Annotated in this window: 22 protein-coding genes and 1 pseudogene; 15 read left to right on the forward strand and 8 right to left on the reverse strand. The window is 37.2% G+C overall.

Translation table 11 applies throughout. From position 1 onward, the window contains the following. Window positions 1-155: 155 nt before the first annotated feature. Window positions 156-1,505 (reverse strand): transposase, encoded by a 1,350-nt coding sequence (locus OZX59_RS00290; RefSeq protein ID WP_277126154.1) that lies wholly within the window; start codon window positions 1,503-1,505, stop codon window positions 156-158. A gap of 150 nt (window positions 1,506-1,655) precedes the next feature. Here OZX59_RS00290 and OZX59_RS00295 point away from each other — a divergent pair. The 4 genes and pseudogenes from OZX59_RS00295 to OZX59_RS00310 form a co-directional block, all read left to right on the forward strand. After that, window positions 1,656-1,982, forward strand: a pseudogene (locus OZX59_RS00295) (GNAT family N-acetyltransferase); the annotation flags it as partial. A gap of 158 nt (window positions 1,983-2,140) precedes the next feature. Further along, window positions 2,141-3,289: a thiolase family protein gene (locus OZX59_RS00300; protein WP_277126155.1), complete on the forward strand. Its 1,149-nt coding sequence runs from the start codon at window positions 2,141-2,143 to the stop codon at window positions 3,287-3,289. Next, a complete protein-coding gene (locus OZX59_RS00305) occupies window positions 3,290-4,501 on the forward strand; it encodes a hydroxymethylglutaryl-CoA reductase (RefSeq protein ID WP_277126156.1) in 1,212 nt (403 codons plus the stop codon). It begins immediately after the preceding gene. Further along, window positions 4,501-5,664: a hydroxymethylglutaryl-CoA synthase gene (locus OZX59_RS00310; protein ID WP_277126157.1), complete on the forward strand. Its 1,164-nt coding sequence runs from the start codon at window positions 4,501-4,503 to the stop codon at window positions 5,662-5,664. The genes OZX59_RS00305 and OZX59_RS00310 overlap by 1 nt, the downstream gene beginning before the upstream one ends. Window positions 5,665-5,711: 47 nt before the next feature. Here the strand turns inward: OZX59_RS00310 and OZX59_RS00315 are convergent, their stop codons facing one another. Beyond that, window positions 5,712-5,996: a hypothetical protein gene (locus tag OZX59_RS00315; RefSeq protein WP_277126158.1), complete on the reverse strand. Its 285-nt coding sequence runs from the start codon at window positions 5,994-5,996 to the stop codon at window positions 5,712-5,714. A gap of 74 nt (window positions 5,997-6,070) precedes the next feature. On the opposite strand from OZX59_RS00315, the gene OZX59_RS00320 reads away from it, so the two are divergent. Beyond that, complete coding sequence (locus OZX59_RS00320) at window positions 6,071-7,027, forward strand: alpha/beta hydrolase (protein WP_277126159.1); 957 nt, start codon at window positions 6,071-6,073, stop codon at window positions 7,025-7,027. A gap of 431 nt (window positions 7,028-7,458) precedes the next feature. On the opposite strand, the gene rlmD is transcribed toward OZX59_RS00320, so the two are convergent. Continuing rightward, entirely contained in the window at window positions 7,459-8,838 is a 1,380-nt protein-coding gene (gene rlmD / locus OZX59_RS00325; protein WP_277126160.1) for a 23S rRNA (uracil(1939)-C(5))-methyltransferase RlmD, read from the reverse strand. Window positions 8,839-8,961: 123 nt separating this feature from the next. Between rlmD and recX the strand changes: the two genes are divergently transcribed. Next, window positions 8,962-9,777 carry a recombination regulator RecX gene (recX, locus tag OZX59_RS00330; RefSeq protein WP_277126161.1) on the forward strand — a complete coding sequence of 272 codons (816 nt, stop codon included), beginning with the start codon at window positions 8,962-8,964 and terminating at the stop codon, window positions 9,775-9,777. Window positions 9,778-9,787: 10 nt separating this feature from the next. Next, a complete protein-coding gene (locus tag OZX59_RS00335; protein WP_277126162.1) occupies window positions 9,788-10,261 on the forward strand; it encodes a hypothetical protein in 474 nt (157 codons plus the stop codon). Here the strand turns inward: OZX59_RS00335 and OZX59_RS00340 are convergent, their stop codons facing one another. Further along, window positions 10,262-10,723 carry a hypothetical protein gene (locus OZX59_RS00340; protein ID WP_277126163.1) on the reverse strand — a complete coding sequence of 154 codons (462 nt, stop codon included), beginning with the start codon at window positions 10,721-10,723 and terminating at the stop codon, window positions 10,262-10,264. A 102-nt stretch (window positions 10,724-10,825) separates the two neighbouring features. On the opposite strand from OZX59_RS00340, the gene OZX59_RS00345 reads away from it, so the two are divergent. Then, window positions 10,826-11,701, forward strand: coding sequence for a hemolysin family protein (locus tag OZX59_RS00345; protein ID WP_277126164.1), 876 nt, complete (start codon window positions 10,826-10,828; stop codon window positions 11,699-11,701). Further along, window positions 11,701-13,269, forward strand: a complete 1,569-nt coding sequence (locus tag OZX59_RS00350; RefSeq protein ID WP_277126165.1) for a peptide chain release factor 3 — start codon at window positions 11,701-11,703, stop codon at window positions 13,267-13,269. Before OZX59_RS00345 ends, OZX59_RS00350 begins: the two co-directional genes overlap by 1 nt. 29 nt (window positions 13,270-13,298) lie before the next feature. On the opposite strand, the gene OZX59_RS00355 is transcribed toward OZX59_RS00350, so the two are convergent. Together OZX59_RS00355 and OZX59_RS00360 are read right to left on the reverse strand one after the other, a co-directional pair. Then, window positions 13,299-13,580 (reverse strand): DUF1827 family protein, encoded by a 282-nt coding sequence (locus OZX59_RS00355; RefSeq protein WP_277126166.1) that lies wholly within the window; start codon window positions 13,578-13,580, stop codon window positions 13,299-13,301. A 123-nt stretch (window positions 13,581-13,703) separates the two neighbouring features. Then, a complete protein-coding gene (locus OZX59_RS00360; protein WP_277126167.1) occupies window positions 13,704-15,905 on the reverse strand; it encodes an ATP-dependent Clp protease ATP-binding subunit in 2,202 nt (733 codons plus the stop codon). 168 nt (window positions 15,906-16,073) lie between these two features. Here OZX59_RS00360 and OZX59_RS00365 point away from each other — a divergent pair, with 168 nt between their 5' ends. The 6 genes from OZX59_RS00365 (at window position 16,074) to OZX59_RS00390 (ending at window position 20,779) form a co-directional block, all read left to right on the forward strand. Beyond that, on the forward strand, window positions 16,074-16,247 hold the full coding sequence (locus OZX59_RS00365; protein WP_277126168.1) for a hypothetical protein: 174 nt from the start codon (window positions 16,074-16,076) through the stop codon (window positions 16,245-16,247). Window positions 16,248-16,365: 118 nt separating this feature from the next. Beyond that, the gene (locus OZX59_RS00370; protein ID WP_277126169.1) at window positions 16,366-16,632 is read left to right on the forward strand and encodes a phosphocarrier protein HPr; all 267 of its coding nucleotides are present in this window, start codon (window positions 16,366-16,368) and stop codon (window positions 16,630-16,632) included. Next, window positions 16,632-18,365, forward strand: coding sequence for a phosphoenolpyruvate--protein phosphotransferase (ptsP, locus tag OZX59_RS00375; protein ID WP_277126170.1), 1,734 nt, complete (start codon window positions 16,632-16,634; stop codon window positions 18,363-18,365). The genes OZX59_RS00370 and ptsP overlap by 1 nt, the downstream gene beginning before the upstream one ends. Window positions 18,366-18,560: 195 nt before the next feature. Beyond that, window positions 18,561-18,959: a transcriptional regulator SpxA gene (gene spxA, locus OZX59_RS00380; protein ID WP_277126171.1), complete on the forward strand. Its 399-nt coding sequence runs from the start codon at window positions 18,561-18,563 to the stop codon at window positions 18,957-18,959. A gap of 106 nt (window positions 18,960-19,065) precedes the next feature. Continuing rightward, window positions 19,066-19,842, forward strand: coding sequence for an adaptor protein MecA (locus tag OZX59_RS00385; RefSeq protein WP_277126172.1), 777 nt, complete (start codon window positions 19,066-19,068; stop codon window positions 19,840-19,842). Between the two features lie 67 nt (window positions 19,843-19,909). Further along, window positions 19,910-20,779, forward strand: a complete 870-nt coding sequence (locus OZX59_RS00390) for a competence protein CoiA family protein (RefSeq protein WP_348635952.1) — start codon at window positions 19,910-19,912, stop codon at window positions 20,777-20,779. Here the strand turns inward: OZX59_RS00390 and OZX59_RS00395 are convergent. Both OZX59_RS00395 and OZX59_RS00400 read right to left on the reverse strand, forming a co-directional pair. After that, entirely contained in the window at window positions 20,757-21,380 is a 624-nt protein-coding gene (locus tag OZX59_RS00395) for a DsbA family protein (protein WP_277126174.1), read from the reverse strand. The genes OZX59_RS00390 and OZX59_RS00395 overlap by 23 nt on opposite strands. 85 nt (window positions 21,381-21,465) lie before the next feature. Beyond that, the gene (locus OZX59_RS00400) at window positions 21,466-22,083 is read right to left on the reverse strand and encodes a CYTH domain-containing protein (RefSeq protein ID WP_277126175.1); all 618 of its coding nucleotides are present in this window, start codon (window positions 22,081-22,083) and stop codon (window positions 21,466-21,468) included. Between the last annotated feature and the right edge of the window lie 15 nt (window positions 22,084-22,098).

Raw genomic sequence — 22,098 nt, forward strand, 5'->3', positions numbered from 1 at the left:
AGTTGCTGGAGATGGTCCAGCTATTCAAGAAATAAATAAAAGTCAGTTGGGCTATGATTATCCGGTTGATAAAACCATTAATAACTGAAACTTGAAAGCAGTAAAACTAGCCAGATTCCTTATTGAGTCTGGCTTTTTTGGTTCTTAATTATATTTTAGACGCTTCTCTGCAGCTGCTTTTGAATAAATCTTGGCAGTAATTTAATAAAATTATTTATCATCCGCTCGACTTCTGTGGTTATTTCTTCTTTAACTGCTTTTAGGGTACTTAGCAGGTAGACCAATGCTTCTTCAAACGCCAAATCCGGCAACGCATCATTCATCAAATAGAATAAATCCCCAATTGTTCGCTCATCAACTGCTTGTCTCTCTTGCCAAGCCAGCAAGTCATAAGTTAAGGCGGTAATTGCAAAATATCCGCACTGACCATCGTAACTTTGAATTTGTGATTTATCTAAAGCTAGGTATTGCTTGGCTGCTTTAAAGTAGGTTTCTATCTGCCATCTACGACCATAAAGCTGAATGATTTCTTTAGGTTGCAACTGATATCTGGTGGTAGCCAAAACCAAGTACTTTCCCTTGTTACCACGTTTAGTAACATATACTAGTCTGATAGGAAAACTATGTCCTTGATGCTCTGCCTCGACTACACAACTATAAAGATAGTCATCTTTGGCTTTCAGCTTTGAGCCAGCTAAGCGTTCATACAAACTTTTTACATCATAAAGGCGACCACGATAGCGGTAATATACCTTCTTGCTCAACTTAAGCATCGAGACACTGTCTAATCCTAACTGCTTTAACTGCCAGAACATTTTTGGCGAGGCAAACCAGCTGTCAAACAGTACATAGTCTGCTGGTACACCTTCATTGATAGCTTGCTTAAGCAATTCAACCGTGACATCATTCATTTGCCTTTGGGCTTGGTTTCTTCTTCTGCCTGCAATAGAACGATTATCGGTTGTAGTGGCTTTACTGCCAAGCAGATTTTGTTTTTTCTTGGTGGACATCAAAGCAAAATTAACTGGCAAAAAAGTATTGCCGTCACTCCAACCAACGGTCAAGCCACGATAACCATTAATATATTTATGCTCATTATGATCGTAAACTTTGGCAAGTAATTCCGCTTTCTTAGAATAGGAACGTGCTAGCAAAGTATCATCTACAATCAAAGCTAGTCTTCTACGCTTGTCAATTACCGGTTTAAGTACCTTAATTAGTTTGGCAGCAGCTAAGCAAAGCAGTTTTTGCCAATTGATGCGGCCATCATTAAGGATATTTCTGCCAGTCTTAGAGGTAAATTCAGCTGGTTGGTCAAAACGATACAGTGATTTACGGGCAAAACGTGATTGGATTAGCCATTTAACTACCATCAGCAGGCTAACTAAAGAATGACGTCTAAAATTAACCTGTTTACTTAAGTCAGCTAGACCAATTAATTTTGTAAAAGATGAAATTAAGGAAGAAGTGTCCTTTTCTTGATTGAATTGCGGTATACTGTTCATAACGTAAGAACTCCTGTAACTTTAGTTTTGGTTATTTAAAGTATAACGCAGAGAGGGCTTGCGTTTTTATTTTTTAGGCAAAAAAAGCTAGAAATCACGCTCTTTTGAGGTGATTTCTAGCTTTCAAGTTTCAGTTATAATTTAAAACGGCTAATTAGTGATGAGCAGCACCATTTGCTGTTAGTTTTTGAGGATGAAAACGAAACCGTTCTAGGTTATGTGCATGCCGAAATTTTTAGTGAAAGTTATTTTGATCCAATGCTTAATGTCTTAGCATTGGCAGTATCTGGTTCTGCCCAAGGCCAAGGAATTGGTCACGCGTTAATGTTAGAACTTGAAACTAGAGCCAAGCAACTTGGATTAACTGAAATTAGATTAAATTCAGGTGAAGAGCGAACAGCAGCTCATCAGTTTTATGAGAAGTTAGGGTACCATTGCTTGAAATTGCAAAAAAGGTTTGTAAAAAAAGTAATTTAAGAACATTTTTAAAAGTAAGGCTAATTAAGTTGATTGTGATATAAACATAATCAGCTTTTTTGTGTAAAATTTTCTTAATCTCGGCCGAATCACTAGGTTTTGTAGCAAAAATTGGGTAAGATTTTGCATGAAATATTTTTGCTAGGAGACATAATTTGATGAAAGAAATTTTTGTAGTTGCTGCTAAACGGACTCCTTTTGGTCGTTATCAGGGCTGGTTGAGTGATTATGATGCAGTTGATTTAGGAGAGATTGCTTTAAAGGGCAGCCTGAAGAGCATTGGATTAGCTGCTGAGCAATTAGATGCGCTATTTATGGGCAACGTGTTAGCTGCTGGCTTGGGACAAAATATGGCGCGGCAGATCGCTTTGAATTCTGGCATGACAACTAGCAGTAGTAGTGTGACAATTAACGAAGTTTGCGGGTCAAGCTTAAAGGCCTTGCGATTAGCTCAGGGACAAATGGAATTGGGTGATTTTGGGTTAGTAGCAGTTGGTGGCAGTGAAAGTATGACTAATGCGGCTATGTTTGCTGTTGATAAGACTGCACCAGTGCAAAGTACGATGCTAAACGACGGGTTAACGGATGCTTTTTCTGGAGAACATATGGGGCTGACTGCAGAAAATGTGGCTGAAAAATATCAAGTTTCTCGCGATAAATTGGATGCATATAGTTTAGAATCTCATCAAAAGGCAGCACATGCCCAAGCAGCTGGATATTTTAAAGACGAGATTATTGAAATGACGATAAATGATAAGACGATTTTGCAAGATGAGAACATTCGTCCAGATACCAGCTTAGCGGCATTAGGCGAGTTAAAACCAGTTTTTAAGGCTAATGGTCAAGTAACAGCTGGTAATTCTTCACCCCTAAGTGATGGAGCCAGTATGGTTATTTTGGCAACGGCTGACAAAGTTAAAGAGCTGGGATTGCAGCCCTTGGCACGCTTAGGTGCGTTTTCTGAATCAGGAACTGATCCAGCTTATATGGGCTTTGCACCTTATTATGCAATTAAGCAACTACTAAAAACTACTCACTACCAGTTAAATGAATATGACGTTATTGAAATTAATGAGGCTTTTGCCGCTCCTAGCGTTGCCTTATTGGAAGCCTTAGCCATTGCACCTGAAAAGTTAAATATTGCTGGTGGGGCGATTGCCATCGGTCATCCGTTAGCGGCGACTGGAACGCGCTTAATTACTACTGCAATTAATGCCTTGAAGTACAGAAATGGTCAGCGTGCGTTGATTAGCCTGTGTATCGGCGGCGGTCAGGCAATTGCTTGTGAATTACAAAGAGTTGACTAAATGAAGTTTTATGAATTACCTCCCGAAAAAAGACGTGCATTGCTGGCTAGTCAAGGGTTGGAATTAGCCGATCTTGATTCTGCAACTTTAGCTAAAATGGATCAATTGAGTGAAAACGTGGTTGGTAGATTAAGCCTGCCAGTTGGTCTAGTTACGAATTTAGTAGTTAACGGCCAATCTTATTTAGTGCCGATGGCCACAGAGGAACCTTCAGTAGTGGCTGCTGCTAATCATGGCGCTAGCATTTTCACTCAAAATGGTGGCACCAAGGTAACTAGTGAACGTCAAGGGATTTATGGACAAATTGTTTTACAAGCTGCGGATGATTTTGAGTTAGCTGACTTCGAACAAAGTTTTCCTAAGCTAATTGAAATTACTAACCGTGAATTTTCCAGTTTGGTACATCACGGTGGTGGCGTCAGACAAATTACTGCCCGTTGTGAACATGAATTAGTTTATTTGCAAGTCTTAGTAGATCCAGCCCAAGCCATGGGGGCTAATAAGGTAAATTCTATTTTAGAATTTATGGCTGAAAAATTAGCGATATTTCCTGAAATAAAGGCTAAATTATTCGCAATTTTGTCTAATTATCCTAGCCAAATAAGTCGGGTAAAGGTGCAGTTATCGGTTCAAAGTGTTGGTGGAAAAGCAGTTGCTCAACAGATCGCCTTGCTTAGCCAAATTGGAGAAACCGATCCAATGCGTGGCGTTACAAATAATAAAGGTATCATGAATGGCGTCGATGCTGTATTACAAGCAACTGGTAACGATACACGTAGTGTCGAAGCGGCGTGTGGCCTTTGGGCTAGTCGGCATGGTCAATATCGCAGTTTAAGCAGTTGGCGGCTTGAAGATGATATGCTTCACGGTGAGCTTAGTCTACCGTTAGCGCTGGGAACAGTTGGCGGTTCAATTTACGCTCGTCTTGATGTCCAGGAGAATTATCGGATGTTAGGTTCAAGTATAACTAGCCAGCAGTTAGCAGAAGTGGTTGTCAGTATCGGTTTAGCTAATAACTTAGCTGCGTTATTGGCAATTGCAACCACTGGCATTCAAGCAGGTCATATGAAATTGCAAGCCCGCAACATAGTGGCTACTTTGTCAGCGAATGACACAGAGAAACAGCAAGTTTTGTCATTGATGAAGCAAGATCAGAATTACACACAAGCTGCGGCTCAAAAGTACTTAATTGAAATACGAAAGGCAAAATAATGCAAGTTGGAATAGATGAGATCGGTTTTTATACTCCGAATAAGTATGTCGATATGGTCGATTTAGCTAATGCCCGCAATGAAGATCCTAACAAGTATCTTGAGGGAATTGGTCAGAGCCAAATGAGCGTAGCAGACCAAACGCAGGATGCAGTTTCCATGGGAATTAATGCTACTTTAGGTTATTTAGACCATGTTGATTTAAATCAAGTAGGGCTGTTAATTTTGGGAACTGAAAGTGGAGTTGATCAGTCTAAATCTGGTTCGTTGTTTATTAAAAGCGCACTAAAATTACCAGCAGCAGTACGAACTTTTGAAATTAAAGAGGCTTGTTTTGGGGTGACCGCTGGTCTGATGTTAGCTCGCGACTATGTGCGTTTGCATCCACATCATAGTGCGATTGTAATTGGCAGTGATATTGCCCGCTATGGTCTAAATAGTGGTGGTGAGGTAACTCAAGGAGCAGGGAGTATCAGTTTATTGATTAAGGCCGAGCCACGGATTTTAGCAATTAATAACGGTCACAGCGCATATAGTGCTGATATCAATGATTTTTGGCGACCGAATAATTCGGCAACCGCATTAGTTGATGGTAAATATTCTAAAGCTGTTTATCTAGATTTTTTTGAGCGAACTTTTGCTGACTATCAAAGAATCAAGAAATGGTCGCCAGCTCAGTTTGAGGCAATTGTTTATCATTTGCCATTCACTAAAATGGGCTTTAAGGCCAATAATCTGGCAATGGCTGGTCAACCAGCAGAAGTTGAGCACCACTTAGCTAATAATTTTACAGCGAGTGCGTGGTTTAATCGGCAGGTGGGTAATATTTACACGGCCTCACTTTATCTTAGCTTATTAAGTTTACTCGAAAAAGCCGATTTAGCTCCTGGTGCGACAATTGGACTGTTCTCTTATGGCTCAGGTGCAATGGGTGAATTTTATTCAGGACAACTAGTTTCTGGCTATCAGCAGAAGCTGCGTCCGATAGCTGATGAACAAATGTTGATGCGCCGGCAAAAGCTTAGCATTCCGCAGTATGAAACGATCTTTAACGAAGCATTAAAGCAGCCAATTGATAACGTTGAGTTAGCAAGTGATGAAGCTGCTGGCTACTGGTATTTTGCTGGTACTAAAAATGAAGTGCGACAATATCACCAAAAATAATTATTTAAAAACTGTCCTCATCTAAAATGGTGAGGGCAGCTTTTTTCTTATGTCAATCTAACTGAATTTTGACCATCAATAATTTGGATACCATAAACTGGAACTTTTTCCGTTTTATTTTGAATCCACAAAGGGATATTGCGACCATGAAGATGCTTGACTAGGCTGGTAATTTTGGCTTTTGTCAGCGGCTTTTTTCCTGGGTAAAGTAGGCAAGCTTGATTAGTGATTTTTAATTTTGCTAAGGGAACAGGTTGTTTATCAAGAGTTAGAAAAAAGGCGGTTTGCTGATTCAAATCATTCGTTAATTGTAATAAATCGGTTAATCTCATAAATAATATCCTATACAAATTTAAAATGCTATACTAATAATTGTTAGATTTGGCAAGAAAGAGGGATTTCTAATTTGAAACAATTAAAGCACAAAAAGCTGTGGCTTTCACTAGTCATTATCGTTTTATTGGTTGGGGCCATATTTACTGCTGCTGGTTTTTATTTTTTTAAGGTAGCTTGCGTTCCGGGAGAAAAAAGTTTTCTAAGTTCTGATAGCAAGGTCATTAAAAAGACTGACTCATTGTATCGAGAAAAGACTTGGTATCAAAAGGTTGCTAAAAAAAGATGGACTATTAAATCGGCAGATCAACAATATCAGCTTGTAGCTAATTATATTCCTAAAGCTAACGCGAATAAAACCGCCATTATTTTGCCAGGATATATGGATACTAAGGATGATATGGGCGAATACGATGCTTTATTTCATCAATTAGGCTATAACACGTTGACTCCAGATCCACGCGCTCAAGGAGATAGTCAGGGTAAGTATATTGGTTATGGCTGGGTTGAAAAACAGGATATCAAAAAGTGGCTGCAGCTATTATTAGCAAAAAATGGGTCTAAGCAGCAAATTGTGATTTTTGGTGTCAGCATGGGAGCCGCAACCACTATGATGGTTAGTGGTGAAAAGTTGCCACGCCAAGTTAAGGCTTTAGTTGAAGATTGTGGCTACAGTAATGTGAAGTCAGAAATCGAACATGAAGCAAAAGCATTGTATGGTATGCCAGCTTTTCCACGTTTTCCGCTAGTAGAAATTTTAAGTGGGATTAATAAAGCTAAGGTTGGCTACTTTTTGGCAGATGGCTCAAGCACTAAGCAATTACAAAAGAATCACCGCCCGATGCTCTTTATTCATGGTGGCAAAGACACTTTTGTGCCAACTAATATGGTCTATGATAATTATCGTGCGACTAAGGGTCCTAAAAAGTTGTGGATTGCACCTAAGGCTAAACATGCTGATTCCTATCAGGATTATCCGCAAACTTATAAGAAGCAAGTTAGCCATTTTTTGGCTAAGTATGTCGATTAAGTAGATAAAAGTTTTGACTAAACGTCCTATATTAGTTTGAAAAGTTGGGTAGCTATTATTGTTGTATGACCGGATTAGAGGCATGTGTCGGCAGTCTAAGTTGCTAAGCTATGGACTTGCTTAGTGGCAAGACAAAACAAAAATATTGCAAGCGTTTACAGATTATGATATTATAAAAGTGTGGTAAGAGGTGAACTTATAACTAAGGTTTTATCTCCATAATTTGTATATTATCAAAATTATCTTTAATTTAATATAGTGATATGATGTAGTCTTTCTTAATAACTGGTAATCGATTTCTTTTTCTTTAGAAGACTAATATCGACCCTTTCAGGCCTTTATTAGATTTAAAATTAGTATTGTTAAAATTAGTAAAGTATAAATAGCCTCACCCACAATAAAAATAGTTGTCGCAAAAACGGCAACTATTTTTATTTACGTAAAGTTAATTTAGTGATGCATTCACAACGAGGTGTTTGTGGCAGCATGTCAATGTTTTCAATTAGTCGAACATCGTATGCTTCAGTTAGTAGAACCAAATCTTGAGCTAAAGTTGATGGATTACAAGAAATATAAACGAAAGTTTGTGGTTTAGCCTTAAGTAGTGTCTTGATTAAGCTTTTAGCTAGGCCTGTTCTTGGCGGATCAACAATTAGGCTGTCGATTGGCACACCATCTTTTTGCAGAGAAGGCAAAACTTTTTCGACACTTCCTTGCAAGTATTCAGCGTTTTTAATATGGTTGAGTTCAACGTTGTGCTGGGCATCGGAAACAGCTTCTGGAATGGTTTCAATTCCAATTACTTGACTGACTTGGTCAGCAGCTAAAATTCCGAGTGTACCGACACCACTGTATGCATCGATTAGGGTTTGGTCTGGCTTTAAATCTAAGAATTTTAAAGCTTCAGAATAAAGATTAGTAGTTTGGACTGAATTTAATTGAAAAAAGGCACGAGGAGATAACGCAAACTTTTTACCTAAAATTTCCTCGGTAATCTGTTTTTTGCCAGCTAATTTTTCGGTTTTGTTCCCCCAAACTTGTGGGTTACGCCAATCAGTCTCGTTTTGATAGACGCTGACGACATTAGACAAATTCATGATTTCTTGACTTAACTTCAAGAGATTTTTGAGTTCATGACCAACGGTAATAAGTGTAACTTGGATTTCTTGGGTTGCTTGAGCTTGGCGAACTACAATTGTTTTTAGACCTGCTGAATTGCGGTATGGATTTGCAATTGGGACGTGTAATTGATTAACTAACTTTTTAATTGCACGTTCAGTTCTTTGTGTGGCTTTATTTTGAGTCGGCATTTCAGGTAAGTCATATAATTGATGTGAGTTAGGAGCAAAAAGTCCTAAGCTCGTTTCATGATGATCTTGCTCGATTTGGTATTGGGCTTTGTTGCGATATTGCCATTGATCAGGAGCAGGCAATGTATTCTTGACTTTATATTTACTATAGCCACGTGGATGATATTTTTTAAGGGCTTCAAGCACATTGTCGCGCTTAAATTCCAGTTGTTTAGGATAAGCTAAATGGGCTAATTCAAGGCCACCAACTTCTAGGCTAACACCTTTAGGAAAATCAACCCGATCTGGGCTTTTTTCTTTAATCCGAATAAGCTCGGCCTGTAAATAGTGAGGAAATTCCTGAGTAATTTTAGCAACTACTACTTCGCCAGGCAAGGCACCAGGAATAAAAATAATTTTTTTACGGTAATAGCCGATACCTTCACCGTTAATTCCTAGTCGTTTAATAGTAATAATAACGTCTTTTTCTTTTGGCTCTTTGCGCCGAAAATCTTTATGCATAATTTTTCTTTCTACAATAATCTATTAAGTTTTAATCTTTATTGTAGCGATGAAAAAAGTTTTTAGCAAGATTGTGCATTATTTGCTAGCATGGAGTAAAGAAGTTTAGAAAGGTGGATTAATATGCCAATAATTACTAAAGTTAGTAGCCAAAAACGTCCTGGGCGGTATAATATTTTTGTGGATAATGAATATGCCTTTTCGGCTAGCGAGCAGACCGTAGCTGAATTTATGCTACTTAAGGGGCAGGAATTAACAGACGAAAAAATAACTGAGATTAAGCAATTTGATGCTAATGCCAAAGCTACCAATTTAGCTTCAGCATATTTAAGTTATGAACCAAGAACTGTTTTTGAAATTTTACAATACCTAAAAAAGCATGATATAGCTGATGAAGCCGCGCAAATGGCAGTTACACAACTAACAGAAATGGGTTTTTTAGATGATCAAAAATATATTGAAATTGTTTTACGCCAAGATTTACGGATTGGCACGGATGGCCCATTATCTTTAACGCAAAAGCTAGTGCAAAAAGGTGTTGATCCTGAACTAGTGCAAAATAAATTAGCAGAAGTTGCCGATGATGACTGGCTTGATGCAGGTCAGCGAGTGATTAAGTCGATGAAAAATAAGATTGGTAAAGTTTCTCAGCGTGAGCTAGAACGCAAAATGCGAACGAAATTGATGAGTCATGGTTTTAGCAGTAGTCTATGCGGTCTAATAATTGAGCAAACAGGCTTAGAGACAGACGCGGATGAGCAAACAGAAGCCCTAAAAAAACAGGGTGTGAAAGCCTACAAGCGTTTTCGCCGGTTAAATGAAAGCCAGCGCAATAGCAAAATGCGTAATTATCTTTATAGTCATGGCTTTTCAAGTAGTGAAATCGAATCATTTTTAGCAGGCGAGATTATTCCATTAGACGAGTTAGCAGAATATTAGGGGAATTATCATGAAAAAATCACAAACAGAATTAATTTTTATTGGACGTCCATTTGCTGATCACTTGATGAATGAGCAAAAATCTTTTACGGAATGTAATCAAGAATTAGAAAATGACGCTGAATTTCAGCAGTTTTTGACAGCTAATCATTTAGAAAAACAGCGCGGCAGCTTAGTAGTTTTTGGTCCAGAAAATTTCATGTATTGGTATGGTGTAATTGCACCTAGTGATGTTGAGACTCCAGCAGGATTAATGAAATTTGTCTTACCTGAAGGCCAAGTTGCTCAAGAAGAACTGGCTAATCAAAGTTTAGCTTTTTTTGCTCAACCTTTGAACGTTGTTATTCCAGAATTTTTGCAAAAAATCAGCGCTGCCGGGATTACGACTTACGAAAACTTAGGTGACAGTATGACACCATATGTTTTGCAGACTTTAGATACGACAACGCAGACTTTAACACAAAGGTTATATTTAGAAGGATAATTAGGATTGGTCGGGGTCAATTGATAAATTATCGTATTCAACGTAGGCTCCCAGACAAGTTGACAATAGCATGACTAACAGGACAATACCGGCTGATTTGCCGACTATTTGGTCTAAGGTCAAAAACTCCCTGACAATAAAGGTAGCTGCAAAACAAAGGACAAAATCAAGGACAATATTGGCAATTAATAGAAAGTAACGGCGTCTAATACTAAAAAAGCGCAATAATTGCTTGAGCAAGCCGTCATCAACTTCCATTGCTAATAAATCTACGGGGCGCTGAATAGTTGCTTTAATAGCGAACATGATCAAGGCTCCAACAAGTGCACCAATAGATGTCCGCACCAAGTCTGCAGAGTGCAAAACTAGGGCATCATAGCCAATCCCAATAATTAGTAAGCTGCACAGATAGGGGATAAACAATAAAAATGTAAACACTAGTAGAACATGACTTTTTTTCATGATTGAGACCTCTTTCTTACGAGCTATTTTACCACATCGCTTTAGTACATGATATAATAGTAATATTTAATTTGGGTTTTGAGAAAGAGAGTAAAAAAATATATGACAAGCGACCCTGAGAAGGGGAATTTATTTAAACGATTAAAAAATAAAATTTCCCCTGAAAATAATGAAGAGACTAAAGAGCATTTAATTAGTGAAATTAAGTTGTTACATGATCATCAACAGATTAGTGATAATGAATTTTTACTATTAAATCGTGTTTTAGATTTTCAAGGACGAATGGTACGTGAGGTAATGGTACCGCGTACGGACGCCTTTATGGTCGATTATAATGACGGTCTACAAGACAACCTAGATGAAATAATTCGTGAACCATATTCTCGGATTCCAGTTTATGAGCAAGATAAGGATAAGATTGTGGGTGTTATCCATATCAGGACAGTTTTGCGAAAAGCTAAAGAAAAAGGTTTTTCAAACTTAGCTTATGAGGACGTAATGAATCCGCCATTGTTTGCCCCCGAAACAATTGAATTAAGTGAATTGCTAACTCAAATGCAAGAGACACAACAGCAATTAGCTATTTTAACTGATGAATATGGTGGCGTGGTCGGTTTAGCAACCCTAGAAGATTTAATTGAAGAAATTGTGGGCGACATTGATGATGAAGTTGATCATGCGGAAGTTTTGTATAATCAATTAGCACCAGATAAGTTTGTGATCTATGGCAAAATGCCACTTGATGATTTTAATGAAAAGTTTGGAACTGAGCTGGAAATGGAAGACGTTGATACGATAGCTGGTTATATGATTACCAAACTAGGAGTTATTCCAGCTAAAGGAGAAAAATTAGCGGTTGAACTAGATAATGGTATGGTATTGACAACCAGAAGAATGATGCGTTCAAGACTATTAACGGTGTTATTAACGATTCCAACGCCAGTATCAGAAGAAACGAAAGAAGAGCAAAGCAATTAATGAGTGAATTGATAGACGAAGTTAATAAGAGAAGAACATTTGCAATTATTTCTCACCCAGATGCGGGTAAAACGACGATTACAGAACAAATGCTCCTTTTTGGTGGGGTGATTCGTAGTGCTGGTACTGTTAAGGCTAGAAAAACTGGTCATTATGCCACCAGTGATTGGATGGAAATTGAAAAGCAGCGTGGGATTTCGGTAACCAGTTCGGTAATGCAGTTTGAATATCAAGGCAAAAGAATTAACATTCTTGATACGCCGGGACATGAGGACTTTTCTGAAGATACTTATCGGACACTGATGGCAGTTGACGCGGCAGTGATGGTGATTGATTCTGCTAAAGGGATTGAGCCACAAACTAAAAAGCTGTTTAAAGTTGTTAAACAGCGTGGCATTCCAATTTTTACTTTTATGAATAAGCTAGATCGTGATGGTAGACCACCACTTGACTTAATTGCCGAACTTGAGGATTTGTTAGGCATAGAGGGCGTGGCTATGAACTGGCCGATTGGTTCAGGGCAAACCTTAGAAGGCTTATATGATCTGTCAAAGAATCGGGTTGAATTATATCGTAAAGATGGTGTAGACCGCTTTTTGAAATTAGATGAAGCTGGTAAATTACCTGATAGTGAGCCTTTTAGTCAAAATCCGCAATATCAAGATACCTTGGATGAAATTGATTTAATTAAAGAGGCCGGAAATACTTTTGACGAAGCTAAAATTTTGGAGGGTGAACAAACGCCAGTATTTTTTGGTTCAGCCTTAACTAATTTTGGGGTAGAAACGTTCCTGCAGAGTTTCGTTGATTTGGCACCGGCACCAACTAGTCATACTGTCAATGATGATGAGCAATTAAAACCAGATAATTCAGAATTTTCCGGTTTTGTGTTTAAAATTCAAGCTAATATGAACCCTAATCATCGTGATCGAATTGCTTTTGTCAGAGTTGGCAGTGGTGAATTTAAAAAAGGACTTGATGTAACTTTAGCACGTACCAATAAGCCGATTCGCTTGAATAATGCTACCGAATTTATGTCGAGTGAACGTGTGCAAGTAACAAATGCTGTTGCAGGTGACATTGTTGGGTTATATGATACAGGAAACCTGCAAATTGGTGACAGTATCTATGCTGGTAAACATAAAATAGTTTATCCAGCATTACCTGAATTTACCCCTGAATTATTTGTCAGGGTAACTGCTAAAAATGTGATGAAGCAGAAGTCATTTCATAAAGGGATGACACAGCTAGTGCAAGAAGGAGCTATTCAGCTTTATCGCAACTATCAAACAGACGAATATATTTTAGGTGCAGTTGGTCAATTGCAATTTGAAGTTTTTAAATTCAGAATGCAAAATGAGTATAATTCAGAAGTTGAGATGAACAGTATTGGACATCGTATTGCACGCTGGATATCCCCTGAGCAGCTTGATCCAGCAATGTCGAATAGTCGTAACTTATTGGTTAAAGACCGCTATGATCAGCCTTTATTCTTGTTTGAAAATCAATTTGCAGAACGCTTCTTCCAAGACAAGTATCCGGAGGTTAAGCTAACTGAAAAATTATAATAAAAAAAGTTGGCTTTATGCCAACTTTTTTATTTATCAACGTGAAGTTCGATTTGCTGTTGCTTATCATCAACAGTGACAGAATATGAAGGATCTTGTTCCTTAATCAGTCGTTTGACAATAAAATCAATCTCATCTTTACGAATGCGTCTATCATGATTTTCAATGGCAATACCAATTGCTTTATCACTTTCGGTATAGACAACGGAAGTATTACCCAAAGAGAAAACTTTGACAAAGTTAGCATCGGTTGAATTGAGTTGACTATGAACTAGGTCTGTATAACTGTTGGTTACATCTATTAAATGCATGGATTTCACCCGTTTCTTCTTTGTAACTAATCTTAAATTTATTATAACGCTAATCTTGATTTTTTTCTTTAATAAAAAACATGATTATCACCATTTGGGACAATCATGTTAAAAACAAGCAATTTAGTTTGAGTTATTATCATCACTGTCAACTTTAGCAGTTGCCTCTTGGTCGTTAATCACAATTTCATTGTTATCAACGCTAGCAACTAGGTTGGTAGCTGTTGGGTGATCAAGCTTAAAGTCAGCGACCTTGTCTTCGATTTCTTCTTGAATTGTTCTACGCAAAGGTCGTGCACCCATTGCTGGGTTAAAGCCAAGTTCAACTAATTTTTTCTTAGCATCTTCAGTAACTTCTATATGTAGACCTTGATTTTTAACCATATTGTTAGTTTGGTCAAGCATTAAGTTAACAATCTTAACCAGATCATCCTTAGATAGTTCATTGAACTCAATAACATCGTCTAACCGGTTTAGGAATTCAGGTTTGAAGAATTGACTCATCGATTTTCTAGCAGAATCAGGTTCGTCAGTATTGTTTTCAGCTGTAAAGCCGACACTAGCATTTTTAATACCTTGTCCTGCATTCGAAGTCATAATAATAATCGTATCTTTAAATGAAACTGTTCGACCTTGTGAGTCGGTTAGGCGGCCGTCATCAAGAATTTGCAAAAAGATATTCATGACTGAAGGATCTGCTTTTTCAATTTCATCTAACAAAATTAAACTGTACGGATTATGACGAACTCGTTCGGTTAATTGACCAGCTTCTTCATAACCGACGTAGCCAGGAGCAGAACCAATTAGTTTCGAAACAGAATATGATTCCATATATTCAGACATATCAAAGCGAATCATTGCTTCTTCTGTACCAAACATTTGCTTAGCCAATTGTTTAGCCAGTTCAGTTTTACCAACTCCAGTTGGACCAACAAATAGGAAAGATCCAATTGGGCGACCTGATTCGTTAAAGCCGATTCGGTTTCTTCTAATAGCTCGAGCAACTTTGTCAACTGCTTGGTTTTGACCAATAACGTGTTTTTCAAGCGTTGGTGCCAAGTTTTGCAGTTGATTTTCTTCTTGCTTTTGTAGTTCGCCAACTGGGATACCAGTCTTTTCTTCTACAATTTTGTTCATGATTTTACTGGTAATTACTGGTGATTTATCAGGATCGACCTTTTGGTCTTGCATCTTGGTATATTTGTCGATTTGGTCACGATAATAAGCCGCTTTTTCGTAATCCTCGTTTTTAAGGGAGTCTTGCTTTAATTTTTGGGCTGCATCGATCCGTTCTTTAATTTTATCTTTATCAACAAACGGGATGGTAAGATTCATCCTAGAACCTGCCTCATCCAATAGGTCAATTGCCTTATCGGGTAGGAACCGGTCTTGGATATACCGTTGCGATAATTCAGCAGCTGCTTTAATGGCATCATCAGTATAGTGAACATGGTGATAGTCTTCGTAGCGCTTCTGAATCCCTTGTAAGATTTTAACTGTTTCTTCAACTGAAGGCTCTTTTACTTCAACTGGTTGGAATCGACGGGCTAAAGCAGAGTCTTTTTCAATATCCCGATATTCTTTAATTGTTGTTGCACCAACTAGTTGCAGTTCGCCCCGGGCCAAAGCAGGTTTAATAATATTACCTGCGTCCATGCCGCCTTCGGCATTGCCAGCACCGACAATTTCATGAATTTCGTCGATAAATAGAATAACATCGTCTTTACTTTGCAATTCTTTAATTAGTTGTTGCATTCTTTGTTCAAATTGTCCGCGAATCCCGGTTCCTTGAACTAACGAAACCACATTTAATGAAATGATTTGCTTGTCCTGCAATTTGGCTGGTACTGAGCCGTCAACAATCTGTTGAGCTAAACCTTCAACAACTGCCGTTTTACCAACTCCAGCCTCTCCAATTAAGACAGGATTATTTTTGGTTCTTCTATTTAAAATTTCAATCACTCGAGCGATTTCTTGATCGCGACCAATGACTGGGTCAATTTTACCTTTTTTAGCAAGATCAGTCAGATTTGTTCCGTATTGCTCAAGCAAAGAATTACCATTTGGTCCTTGACCTCCACCTTGGTTTAGTGGGCCTTGCGGGCCTTGGTTTAAATTGCCCCGTGAATTACCATTCATTGAGCCAAACAAATCTCCGAAATCACCAAAGAAATTACTATTTCCGTTTTCGTCCATATTAATATTTCCTTGTTGTTTTAAATCTTGATAACATTTTCCACATAAATTTATTTCTTGACTTTGACCATTTACCTTAGCAAACAGGTGAATGGAGGCTGGTCTTTTTTGACAGTTTTGACAAAGCACTGATAGTTACCGCCTTTCATTTTTGATTTACTAAATTATATAATTAGCACTCTAAACAGTCAAGTGCTAACTACTGAATTTTATTTTTGCTATATTAGGTAATGATGGTAAAATTAATTCTTCAGATAAATGTTAATTTGATTAAATTAATAAAGAGATGGTAAAGATTTGGATTATCAAAAAATTCTTGAACAATTGGTCCAAGGAGAGCTAGAGCAATACGAAGTTGAGCCTGATAAGGCGTTTGAATTTCAATCAGCACTAAGATCTTTTGGCAAGAGACAAAATATCAAGGGGCGGGCTTTAAGAGGTGGAAAAATTGTTTATACAGGTGTAAAGTAGAAAATTACGATGTAAACTGTTACAATTATGTTGTCTATTGTGCCAAAAAATGATAGGCTAATACACGAATAGGTAGTTACTACCAGTTTGATTTTTCAATTTAAAGGAGATAATTATAATGGAAAAACGCGATTTTCATGTTGTTGCAGATACAGGTATTCATGCTAGACCAGCTACCCTTTTGGTACAGGCTGCGTCAAAGTTTGGTTCAGATATCAATCTAGAATACAACGGCAAGTCAGTTAACTTGAAGTCAATCATGGGTGTTATGTCACTCGGCGTTGGTAAAAATGCTGATGTAACAATTACTTGTGACGGTGATGATGAAAAAGATGCAATTGCAGCTATTTCAGACACAATGAAAAAAGAGGGCCTAGCTGAATAATGACCAAGACTTTACAAGGAATTGCTGCCAGTGACGGAATTGCTGTCGCACCAGCTTATCTCTTGGTAGAACCGGATCTTTCATTTAAGAAAACTACTGTAACAGATGTAGATAGCGAATTAGCTCGTTACAACGAAGCAATTAAGGCTTCTACTACTGAAGTAGAAAAAATCCGTGATGCTGCTAAGAAGAGTATCGGTGAAGACGAAGCGCAGGTATTTGAAGCTCACTTGATGATTTTGAATGATCCTGAGTTTACTGGTGCGATTGAAACTGAAATCAAGGAACAAAAAGTCAATAGTGAAGCAGCTCTTGATGAAACTGCTCAAAAATTTATTGGTATTTTTGAGGCGATGACTGATAATGCTTATATGCAACAGCGTGCTGGTGATGTTCGTGATGTTTCTAAGCGGATTATGGCACATTTGCTGAATAAGGAATTGCCTAATCCTGCCACAATCGATCATGAAGTGATTGTCGTAGCTCATGACTTGACGCCAAGTGACACTGCACAGTTAAACAAAAAGTTTGTTAAAGGTTTTGTAACTGATATTGGTGGTCGGACTGCTCACTCCGCAATTATGGCACGTTCACTTGAATTGCCAGCTGTTGTTGGTACTGATTCAATCACTAAGGATATTCAAAGTGGTCAAACTTTGGCTGTTGATGGTCTAAGCGGTGATGTTATTATTGAACCAAGCTCTGAGCAAGTGGCAGATTACCAGCAAAAAGGTGAAGCATTTTCTAAACAAAAAGCTGAATGGGAAAAATTGAAGAATGAACCATCAGTTACTGCTGATGGTAAACAATTCACCATTGCAGCTAATATTGGTACACCTAACGATATGCAAGGTGTTAATGATAATGGAGCTGAAGCCGTTGGCTTGTACAGAACTGAATTTCTGTATATGGATTCAAAGGATTTCCCGACTGAAGACCAACAATTCGAGGCTTATAAAGAAGTTATCGAAGGTATGAACGGTAAGCAAGTTATTATTCGTACCATGGATATTGGTGGAGATAAGCACCTTGATTACTGGGACTTACCAGATGAAATGAACCCATTTTTGGGTGTTCGGGCAGTTAGATTATCATTGATGAATAAGGACATCTTCCGGACCCAATTGCGGGCACTCTTGCGAGCATCTGCATATGGTAAGTTAGGGATTATGTTCCCAATGATCGGTACTTTAGATGAATTACACCAAGCAAAAGCAATTTTGGCCGAAGAAAAGGACAAGTTGGTTAAGCAAGGTATCAAGGTAGGCGAAGACTTACAAGTAGGAATGATGATTGAAGTTCCTGCTGCTGCTGTTCTTGCTGATCAATTTGCTAAAGAAGTCGATTTCTTCTCAATCGGAACTAATGACCTCATTCAATATACAATGGCAGCTGATCGTGGTAATGATAATGTTTCATATCTATATCAACCAGCCAATCCAGCTGTTTTACGCTTAATTAAGCACACAATCGACGCAGCCCATGAAAATGGTATTTGGTGTGGTATGTGTGGTGAAGCTGCTGGTGACAGTATTATGTTCCCGATTTTGTTATCAATGGGACTTGATGAATATTCGATGAGTGCAACTTCAATTTTACGGATTAGAAGTTTGATGAAGAAAATCAATACTGAAGATATTAAGGATCTGGCTGATCAAGTCTGCAACGTTTCCCAAACTGCTGCAGAAAATGAAAAACTAGTTAATGACTTGATGAAGAAAATCAATCAATAACGTTGATCAAAGACACATTACATAATGTGTCTTTTTTCTTTAACCTTTTTTGGTAAAAAGTTCATAGATAATTCAATCTTTACACTTATTATGATATATAAATCGAAAAATAACGGTCATTACTTACAAAAGACAAGTAATATGCTATAATGAAATTAAGGTAAATGTAGCAATATTCAAAGGAGCGTGAAATATATGGTAAATTTATATATATCTCCGAGTTGTACCTCGTGTCGCAAGGCTAAGGCTTGGTTAAGGAAGCATGATATTCCTTTCAAAGAAAGAAATATCTTCTCAGAACCCCTTACTAAAGACGAATTGATTCAGATTCTACGGATGACGGAAAACGGCACCGAGGAAATTATTTCTACGCGTTCAAGAGCTTTTCAACAGCTAAAAGTTAATCTCGATGACTTATCTATTGACCAATTACTTGACTTGGTAGAGAAGAATCCAAGTTTATTACGACGTCCAATTATTATGGATGATCGTCGCTTGCAAGTTGGTTATAATGAAGATGAAATTCGTCGGTTCTTACCAAGAAAGGTTCGTCGCCTTGAACTAGAAGAAATGCAAAAGATTGCAGATCTGTAATGTTCAAGTTTATTAATAAAAAAGCGTTAGTTTTTTAGCTAACGCTTTTATTTTATTTCCAAAATAGGCTACAATAAAGAGAAGAAGTTGAGGGAGGCGATGCTTCGTGCAAGTTGAGCATATTGATGCAAACACTATTCGTGTTAGAATTAATAAAAGTGAATTAGCTAAGCGTGGACTTAAAGTATTAGATTTATTAGGTGATAAAAATAAAATTCAACAATTCTTTTATTCAATTTTAGAAGAAGTTGATACTGATCATTCATTTAGCGAAGATAATCCGGTCACTTTTCAGGTTATGCCAAATGATGGAGGTCTAGATTTATTAATTAGCAAGGTAAATAGGGAAAATAAGAATGACGAACTATCAAGTTTTCTTGATGACGTTAATCAACCATTGGATGATGATCCGCGGCATTCATTTTTAGACTTAGATGCTGATGATGATTTAGATGAAATATTTGATGATGAAAAAGATGCTGAGTATTATGAAAATTATGTAAATCAGGAACTTAAAGATCTTAATAGGCGCAAAGCTGAACAAAGAAATGCTTCGCAACCCAAGGTTAGTAAGAATTTCTGGAAATTTCAAAAAAAACAGGCATATAGCTTTAAAGATTTTGGTGTGCTAGGAGAACTAGCTAATAGCCTGCAGGTTAGTGATTTAGACTCGGCACTGTACTATGAGCATGACCGATTTTACTTAGAGTTATCCTTTAACGATGAAAATTATGCTGAACTTAAGCCGGCTGATGCATGGGCAATTGCCAATGAGTATGGCGTTCAAGTTAAGTCTGAAGAAATGGCCAGGGTTAGAACTGTTGGTAAATGTTTAATTGAAACTGCTGCATTAGAGCAATTACGGGGTTGCTTTGCACATTGATTGATTTTTCGAATAATAAATAAAAAAGACAAGGTAACACTTGTCTTTTTTGCGTATTTATTATTAGGTGATAATTTTGTATGCAGCACTTTTAAATGATAAGTTAGTATTAGCGGTAGCCGAAGCCCAATTAATTAAGCAACATGCTAAAAAAATACCGCAACCACAGTATTTTTGTCCTAAATGTTACCAAGAAGTACAATTGGTGACTAAAGTTAATCAACCCTATTTTAAGCATTTTGCCCAAAATAATAAGTCGCTAGGTGAAAAAGCAGAGCATGCTCAGAGTAAACGATTATTGCAATGCGGGCTGGTCGCTGCGGGCTTTAAAACAGCTAGTCAGGAAATTAGTTTAGCACAAGGGCGCTTGCGAGCAGATGTTTTAGCAAATTCACAACTAGCCTTTGAGGTGCAGTGTGCACCGCTCAGTAGCAGGGAATTTGCACATCGACATGCGCTATATCAGCAGATAAAGATCTGTGATGTTTGGATAGTTGGTAAAAGACATTTCTTGAAGCACAAAATAAAAAAGTCACAATTAATTTATTTTCGTAAAAATCAATTGTGGCACGATTATTATTTAGAAGTAGATCCAAGTCAGGAAATTTTAAGGTTAAAATATAATATTCTGCTTGAACCGCTAGTTAATGAATTACATTATCAAACTCAAGAATTTAGATTGACTGCACAGGGATTACAAGCATTATGGCAATTTTCTCCAGAGCTTAAGCATTATAAGGTTGACCAAGTAAGGCAAAAAAATTATCTACAAAATCAGCTAAACCAAAAAACCAAAGTAGGGTTAGAAATTGCAACTCAGTTATATCAACAAAGATTAACAGTAGCAGATTTACCCACCTGGGTTTTTCATGATTTTCGTCAGGTTACAGCAGATAACAATATTACCAAATACCTTAAATCAATCGTAAATGACTAGATGCAAAATACTTAGTTTGTTTTGGCTGTGGTTGATTAGCGCTATTCTTAAAAATATCAATCAGTTTATCATGGGCGACAATTCCTTCAAGTAAGATACCATTATAATTACCACTTTGATTATAAATAATCGTAGTAGGAATATTATGGACATTTAACTTTTCTGCTAAATCTTGATCTCGCTTAATTGAATCGTCAATATAATGACTGACTTTTGCATCTCGAATTTTAGCGAAATTCATATTTAACTTTTCCGCAATTTCTTGTGGTAAATTTTCAGAATAGTCATTAAAATCAGCACTGATTGCTTTTTGTAAATTAAACAGATACGTGCGTGCTTTCTTTTGACCATACGTAAATCTAATTGCGTGAAAAGCCCTTAAGGCTTGATAAGATACCATCGTAAATTGAGGTATATCATTAATTTTTTGGCCCATTTTTTTGCGTCTAATAAGGTCTCCCTTAATGATTTCAGCACTATTAATGGGAATAAAATGAAAACAAATATCAATATTAAGTTCACTAAGAGCTTCTTTTAAAGCAACTTCAGTATTGTAACAATGAACACCAATTGGATTAACAAAGAGAAATATCTCAAACATGGCATAACACCTCATCAGTTTTAGTCATTAGTAACTCTACCAAATATCTGACATTAAAACAAAAGAAAAGCTCATACAATCACATTTAATTTTTATGCAAAAGTGCGCGGGCAATTTTTGCTTGATTTGTGTTAGTTGAATTTTGTGTAAATGAATAGTCTCGCTCAAGTTTAGTAAGGATAGTATTGATTAAATCTGGATTAGAATTTTCTATTTCTAACTCATAGTCTTCATAAAGATCTGGATATTTGGTGGCATCAAGAGTTAATTCACAATCTTTGGGACCGATTAATAAAATACGGTGAGTTTTACTAAAAGTTTGTAACCATAAAGTACAATTATTGGGAAAATTTTTTTGCAAATATTTTCCAACACTACCATTGAAGATTAAGCTATGCTGGTTTTGTGCCTGCTGCACTAGTGACTGTGCCTTTATATGTGTAAGCTCATCATTAATTTCAATTGCTTCATGAAATGTATGACTTGCTGTTAGGGAACCAGGAATTTTTAATGTTTGTTCGGCATGATCGGCAAATATACGAATCCGACAACTAATTTGTTGCTTTTTTAGCAATTCATCTTGAGTATCAAAATAGTAATTTGCCTGATTAAAGTTTGCTTTAACTGGAAAATCAGCACAAATTTTTTGATAAATAGTTTTTGGTAAAAGCGTTTTAGCTTCAATTTCATTATTTTGTGACATATCTGTTTACTCCAA

This window comes from Lactobacillus sp. ESL0681, from assembly GCF_029392835.1.
Lineage (GTDB): Bacteria > Bacillota > Bacilli > Lactobacillales > Lactobacillaceae > Lactobacillus.